Source organism: Hymenobacter agri, from assembly GCF_054778495.1.
Window position 1 is genome coordinate 1 of the sequence record NZ_BAAGZM010000723.1, and the last position, 1,920, is coordinate 1,920.

The following is a 1,920-nucleotide window of genomic DNA, read 5'->3' on the forward strand; positions in this document are numbered from 1 at the left end:
CCGACTCTTTCGCCGTGGCCGCCGCCGGGCCCGGCACCCGGGCCGAACAAGTACTGGTGCTGCACGATGAGCACGACGAAATTATCCCGTTTGCCGAAGGCCGGCACATCGCGGCTGCCTGGCCCCACGCGTGGCTGCACGCCACGCGCGGCTTGGGCCACAATCGCATTCTGCGCGACGCCGGCGTGATTCAGCACGCAGTGGCCTTCATCGCAGGTCGTTAGATACTGTCCAGCCCCTCGGCCGCCAGCCGCCGCAATACCTCGCGCAGCCCTTCGGCTTCGCCGATGAGGCGGCCGATGTGCTGCACGTATTCGGCTTCGGCCCGCAGGTCGCGCTTGAGCTGGCGTAGCTCCAGCTCCTGCTTGCGGCCCGAGCCGGTGATGAAGCCGTCGGGTCCGTATTTCAGCTCGTTCATCTGCTGCTTCAGCTGGGTTTGCTGCTGGAGTAGGGCGCGGGTGTAGCGGGCCAGCACATCGTCGGCATCAGCGTCGGCAGGTCCCGATTCGGCCAGCAGCTGAAGCAGCGTATACAGGTCATCGGCCTCATAAGCTTCGGTGATGCGCTGCATCAGAGCCGTGCGGGCGGCTTGCTTGACGGGGTCGCGCTCCAGGTCGGGGTGGTGGGTGCGGGCCAGCTGGCGGTAGATGGTTTTGGCGTTTGATTCGAGTTGTTTCTGGTCGGCCTGGGCTTCAGCTTCCTGCTGGCACTGAGCCTTGGTTTTGCGGCGGGCCTTTGCGGCTTGGGCGGCTTGCTCGTGGGGCGGCAGGGTAGGGTCGGGGTGGAACTCGGGCGCGGTTTTGGAGCTGGAGGCCTTGTGGCCCGGCGTGGCAGGCTCAGGCATCGGGCGCTTGCCGTGGGGCGCATATTTGCGGATGATGTCCTCCTCGTCCTCGCCAAACCGGTCGGCCAACGCCCGCGCATTGCCCAGAATTACCTCCGTAATCTGCTGCTCCTCCAGGCGGCTGAAATAGCCCAGCAGCAAGGCTTCCTCCAGCGCTGGGAATAGGTCGCGCCGGGCCGCTACCACGGCCGTCGCTGCCGGCCCCACCTGCTGCCAGTAGCGCCGCCGGGCATCGGCCTGCTCGGCGCGCAGGTCGTGCAGCCGCTCGCGCAGGTTCTCCACATCCAGAATAGCTTGGCGAAACGCTTGTTGCGCCGGGGTGCCGGTGGGCTGTCCACTAGTTCTGACTGGGACAGTAATGCGGTCGGGATGCTCGGAATTGGGGTTTTTCATCTAATCGCAAAGTTACGGGGAGGGTGCGGGGCTTGCCCCCGCCCGCCGTTGAATGTTTCGTGCTGGTACCGTTCAACGGCGGGCGGTAGTAAGCCCCGCACCCTACGGCCACAGCTCAAACGCCACCCGAAACGTGTTGCAATGCGCATCCACGATGTCGGCCAGCCGCTCCGAATAGCCGCCGCCCATGCTCACGGCCACGGGCAAGCCCTGGGCACGGCACAGGCCCAGCACCAGCTCGTCGCGCTGTCGGCAGCCGGCGGGCGTGAGGGCCAGTTTGCCGAGCTTATCCGTAGCCAGCACGTCCACGCCGGCTTGGTAAAAGATAAAGTCGGGCTGCACTTGCTTCACCAGTGGCGCCAGCGTAGTGCGTAGCTGCGCCAGATACTCAGCGTCGCCGGTGCCCAGTGCCAGCGGAATATCCAGGTCCGACTGCTCTTTGCGCAGCGGGTAGTTGGCCCCGGCGTGCATCGAAAACGTGAATACGCGCGGCTCGTGGCGGAAAATGGCGGCCGTGCCGTCGCCCTGGTGCACGTCCAAATCCACAATCAGAATCTGCTGCGCCAGGCCGTGCGCCAGCAGGTGGGCGGCGGCAATGGCCTGGTCGTTGAGCACGCAGAATCCCTCGCCGCGGTCGGCGAAGGCGTGGTGGGTGCCGCCGGCCAGGTTCAGGCCAATGCCCT

The 1,920-nt window shown here is 66.0% G+C and carries 3 protein-coding genes; 1 reads left to right on the forward strand and 2 read right to left on the reverse strand.

The features are described from left to right. The coding region (locus ACYVDE_RS21415; RefSeq protein WP_460503569.1) for a hypothetical protein at positions 1–224 on the forward strand (224 nt) is incomplete at its 5' end. Here ACYVDE_RS21415 and ACYVDE_RS21420 read toward each other — a convergent pair. Together ACYVDE_RS21420 and ACYVDE_RS21425 are read right to left on the reverse strand one after the other, a co-directional pair. Continuing rightward, positions 221–1,237, reverse strand: coding sequence for a J domain-containing protein (locus tag ACYVDE_RS21420; RefSeq protein WP_460503570.1), 1,017 nt, complete (start codon positions 1,235–1,237; stop codon positions 221–223). The genes ACYVDE_RS21415 and ACYVDE_RS21420 overlap by 4 nt on opposite strands. A 102-nt stretch (positions 1,238–1,339) precedes the next feature. Beyond that, positions 1,340–1,920: histone deacetylase family protein (locus tag ACYVDE_RS21425; protein ID WP_460503571.1), on the reverse strand; the 581-nt coding region annotated here is incomplete at its 5' end.